Annotated in this window: 4 protein-coding genes; all 4 read left to right on the top strand. The window is 59.6% G+C overall.

Annotation, left to right across the window (positions count from 1 at the left end; all coding sequences use genetic code 11):
- Positions 1 to 14: 14 nt before the first annotated feature.
- Positions 15 to 434, top strand: a complete 420-nt coding sequence (locus NW815_RS12730) for an aldo/keto reductase (RefSeq protein ID WP_414331959.1) — start codon at positions 15 to 17, stop codon at positions 432 to 434.
- A gap of 159 nt (positions 435 to 593) precedes the next feature.
- Positions 594 to 3,176 (top strand): heavy metal translocating P-type ATPase, encoded by a 2,583-nt coding sequence (locus NW815_RS12725; RefSeq protein WP_414388468.1) that lies wholly within the window; start codon positions 594 to 596, stop codon positions 3,174 to 3,176.
- A 332-nt stretch (positions 3,177 to 3,508) separates the two neighbouring features.
- Positions 3,509 to 4,336, top strand: a complete 828-nt coding sequence (locus NW815_RS12720; RefSeq protein ID WP_414416084.1) for a DUF4388 domain-containing protein — start codon at positions 3,509 to 3,511, stop codon at positions 4,334 to 4,336.
- 80 nt (positions 4,337 to 4,416) lie between these two features.
- The coding region (locus NW815_RS12715) for a roadblock/LC7 domain-containing protein (protein ID WP_414388470.1) at positions 4,417 to 4,589 on the top strand (173 nt) is incomplete at its 3' end.

Here is a 4,589-nt window from a genome sequence, read left to right as displayed (position 1 = left end):
AGTGTTCAGCGTAAATGTATCAGCACGGCATTCACACTTTGGTGTACAGTCCCCTCTGCCGAGGTCTGCTGAGCGGACGGATGACGCCGCAAACCACCTTCCCCCCAGGGGACATGCGCGCCGGGATCGATCCCAAGTTTGTTGAACCGCGCTACTCCCAGTACCTAAAAGCGGCAGAGGCATTGAGCCGGTTTGCTCAGGATCGCTATGGCAAGACCTTGGCCCAGTTGGCGGTGCGCTGGCTGCTGGATCAACCGGGGGTGAGTGTGGCGCTGTGGGGGGCACGCAAGCCCTATCATCTGGAGGCAATATCCGGCCTTTGGGGCTGGTCGTTGGATGCGGAAGCGATGCAGACCATCGAGGATATTTTGCAAAGGTATGTTCCCGAGTCCATTCCCCCCAGCTTTATGTCCCCGCCTGCCCGCGCTGCCTAGTTGTTGCTTTCTGTTCCCTTGCCGTTTGCGTTAGCGGTGGGGAGCACTTTGTTGCCGGGATCCCAGTCCTACGATTGAGTTTGGCAAAAAATGAGATTTAGAGCTCTGTCCTACTGCAGCCAGTAGGGCCAGGAGTCTGTCAACCACGGGAGAACAAAGATGGCCATCCCAGATGCATTCGCGTCAGCAGTGCGGAGCACTTTGACCCACAAAGCAGACAGGCCAAGGGATCCGGCTGACCAGAATGGGCCCACAGTGCCTTCTCAGGCGGGATCCCTGATTCTCCACGTGGGGGGCATGAGTTGTGCCGGCTGCGTTCGCACCGTTGAGCAGGCCCTGCTGAGACAGCCGGGGGTGGTTAAGGCCAGCGTTAACCTGGTTACCGAGTCGGCCCTTGTGGAGTTTGCCCCTGGGATCCGGCCCGACCCGCAGCACCTGGCCCAGATTTTGACAGAGGCAGGGTTTCCCAGCCGCTACAGTTTAGAGGGTGAGGCCCTCTCCGGCGGGAGTTCCGTTCGCGTCAGCGGTGCGGAGCCCTATCAAGACCAAACTTCCCCTGCCGCTGGGCGGGAAGATGCCGCGGATCCCCTCTCTCGGCAGCGACAGCAGACCCGACACCACATTCGCCAAGCGCTCACCGCCGCTTTTTTGCTGCTGATTTCTGCCGCCGGACACTTGGATCTCTTCGCCCGTCTGGGCTTGCCCCTCCTTAATGATGTCTGGCTGCACTGGGGCTTGGCGACCTTGACTTTTGTCGGCCCAGCTCGCGGCATTGTCCTGGATGGTTGGAGAGGGGCGCGGCGGCTGGCCCCCAACATGAACACCTTGGTTACCTTGGGATCCGGATCGGCCTACCTGGCCAGTCTGGCGGGGTTGTTGGCCCCTCAGGTGGGCTGGGAGTGCTTTTTCGACGAGCCCGTCATGATGCTCAGCTTCATCCTGTTGGGACGGGCCTTGGAACAGCACAGCCGCCTGCGGGCGGCCAGCAGCCTGCAATCGCTGGTGAGCTTGTGTCCCAGTTTGGCTCGGCGGGTTCAGCCTGCAGAGAAGGCGGGATCTCTGGCTTCCAGCCCAGAGGGGAACCTGGATCTGGGATCCCAAACCGGAGAATGGTGCCCTGTCGAACAGGTGCGAGTGGGGGATTGGCTCCAAGTGCGGGCCGGCGAACAGATCCCGGTGGATGGAGAGGTCATTGCCGGCCAGGCCACGGTCAACGAGGGGATGCTGACAGGGGAACCCCTGCCGGTGCTGAAACAAGTGGGGGATCCCGTGGTGGCGGGAACGCTGAACCAATCGGGGTTGCTGCTGTGCCGGGCGACGCGCACCGGGAAAGACACCACCTTGGCCCAGATCATCCGCCTGGTGGAAGAGGCCCAAGCTCGCAAGGCCCCCATCCAAGGGATAGCCGACCAGGTGGCGGGCTACTTCACCTATGGGGTGGTCACGCTGGCCATTCTCACCTTTGGGTTCTGGTACTGGATTGGGATCCCGCTTTGGGGGAGCGGCGGTGCGGAGCACTTCGTCCTGGCGGGGTTCAGCCTGCACGCCCATCTGCATCTGGGTGACCATCCCCCTCACCCCACACCCCTGCTCAGCAGCCTCAAGATGGCCATTGCCGTTTTGGTGGTGGCCTGCCCCTGTGCTTTGGGATTGGCTACGCCGATGGCCATCCTGGTGGGTACTGGCTTGGGAGCCGAGCGGGGTTTGCTCATCCGAGGGGGAGATGTTCTGGAGAAAGCCCATCGCTTGCAAACGGTGGTCTTCGACAAAACCGGCACCCTCACCCAAGGGGATCCCCACCTGACGGACTGTCTCAGCCTTGACCCCTCCCTGGATCCCAATCGCCTACTCCAACTGGCGGCCACAGTGGAAAGCGGCACTCGCCACCCTCTGGCGCAAGCCATTTTGCAAGCCGCCCGCACCCAGGGTTTGCCGTTGCTCTCCGCCGGCGAGTTTCAAACCCAGCCGGGGATAGGAGTCGCCGCCCAAGTGGAAGGGCAGGAAGTGGTGTTGGGATCCCTGGATGGGCTGGCTGCTTTGGGGATCCCGCTGTCCCAGGAGACCCAGGCCCAGGCCGAGGCGCTACTGGCAGCCGGCAAAACGGTGGTGGGCGTGGCTGTAGAGGGATCCCTGGTGGGGCTGCTGGCAGCCCAGGATCCCTTGCGGCCCGATGCGCAGGCAACACTGCGACAACTGCAAAAGATGGGCTTGCAGGTGATGCTGCTTACTGGCGATCGGGCTGAGGTGGCCAAGCAGGTAGCCGAAGCTCTGCAAGTGCCCGGGATCCGCGTTATCGCCGAGGTTCACCCGGCAGACAAAGCTCAAGTCATCCGCGACCTGCAGACCCAAGGCCAGAGAGTTGCCATGGTGGGAGATGGCATTAACGACGCTCCGGCTTTGGCCCAAGCCGATGTGGGCATCGCCCTGCACTCAGCCACTGATGCGGCCTTAGAAACCGCCGATATCATCCTCATGCGCAACCGCCTCTGGGATGTGGTGGAAGCTATCCGCCTCAGCCGCGCCACCTTCCGCAAGATCCAGCAGAACCTCCTCTGGGCTGTCGGCTACAACCTGGTAGGGATCCCGGTGGCAGCAGGCGCGCTCTTGCCCGCCTTTGGCATTGGGCTGAGCCCAGCTATTGCCGGGGGCTTCATGGCCTTGAGTTCCCTCAGTGTAATCCTCAATTCACTCCTTTTGAGGCGAACTTTTGTACCCCGTAGATCTTCGAGTAGCCGCAGCTAAAAAAGTGTTAAAAACTACGAATGACTAAGTATCGATCGTTAAGTCTTCCGAGGTTTTACCGAGCTTCTGACACAATTTCCGCTGCGTCCAAGCCAAAAATTCGGCAACTTCGATTACATTTGATTAGAAAGATTAATCCGCTTTAACTTTTGAGGATTTGGTTGTAAGATTAGGCCGAAACCAAGCTGTAAGCGCATCTTCTGGTTTCTTGCTTAGCAAAGCAAAAACCGTGAAAATACTGGGAAAGCGCATCTTGCAGCGGTGAAGGGAGCAAAAGTATGGCGATGCTTGGAGATCTTCAGGAATTTTCCTTATGCGACCTGTTGCATTTAATGGAAAAGGGTAAGAAAGCAGGGCAATTATCCATCTGGGCACCCAATGGCATTCAGCGGATTTGGTTTTACCAAGGTCGGGTGGTCGCCGCCCTCGCCCCTGAAGAAAAGCATCGTTTGGAAAGCCTGCTGACGCGCTTTGGCTTGGTGGACGAGCAGGTGGTCAGCCAGTTGGTCGCTAGGGGCTTGGAGGAGCCTCTGGGGCGTTGCCTGCAGCGGCAAGGGTTGATCTCGCCCGTAGATTTGGCCAAGCTCTTTCGCCATCAACTGCAAACCGGCCTCTACAGCCTCTTCGCCCTCGAATCCGGACAGTTCAGCTTCCTGCCCAACGTGCCCATGCCCTACCGAGAAATGACCGGCCTGAGCAAAGGCGCCACCGCTGCCGTCCTGGAAGCCCTGCAGCAGCTCAAGCTAGAGCAGCAGCCCGAAAAAGACCTGCCAGAGCCCGATAGCTGCTTTTGGCGTACCAGCACCGAACTGCCTCTGTTCAAACTTTCTGCGCTGGAGTGGGGGATCCTGGAGCAGGTGTCGCCTTCCCGCAAGCTGACGGCTTTGGCTCAAGCACTGGGGGCAGACCTGCTGGAGGTGCGCTATGCCTGTGCCCGTCTGGCCAAGCTGGGGTTGATCAGCCCTTGTGAGGGGCCAACGGTTCTGGCTCGGTCTGGTCACTGGGAGCTGTCCAAGTCGATTGCTGAGGAGGTGAATCCCGAGCCGGTGAGGGAGAGGCTGGGGGCAAGGGTGCCTGGTCTCCAGGATGAGGGCGGCCCCGTCAAGCCTTCTCTGGTCAGTCGATTAGCCACCCTCCTCAAGGGCATGCGCGAAAAATAAAAGCATAGGGATATTTGCAGTCATGTTTTCGGTTTTCGGGTAAAACCATTAGAAACAGTGAATCAGCAGGGAGATATAGGATGGCTAATCTGTCCTCTTTGCAGGCGATCCTCCAGAGCTATGTTGCCAACACACCGGAAGTCCAGGGAGCAGCAGTGGTCACCCCCGACGGGCTACCTTTAGCTTCCACACTGCCTGTGGGTATGGATGAAGAGAGAACCTCTGCTATGTCGGCTGCCATGCTTTCTTTGGG

Origin of the sequence: Synechococcus sp. R6-7 (genome assembly GCF_047461695.1) — a bacterium.
In the GTDB taxonomy this organism is placed as follows: domain Bacteria; phylum Cyanobacteriota; class Cyanobacteriia; order Thermostichales; family Thermostichaceae; genus Thermostichus.
Note: the sequence above shows the minus strand (reverse complement) of the source record. Positions and strands in the feature narration are given on the sequence as shown.

Bases quoted from the DNA above. Each gene is read 5' to 3' on its own strand.
- NW815_RS12730 (WP_414331959.1), top strand. From the start codon at position 15: ATGTATCAGCACGGCATTCACACTTTGGTGTACAGTCCCCTCTGCCGA.
- NW815_RS12725 (WP_414388468.1), top strand. From the start codon at position 594: ATGGCCATCCCAGATGCATTCGCGTCAGCAGTGCGGAGCACTTTGACC.
- NW815_RS12720 (WP_414416084.1), top strand. From the start codon at position 3,509: ATGGAAAAGGGTAAGAAAGCAGGGCAATTATCCATCTGGGCACCCAAT.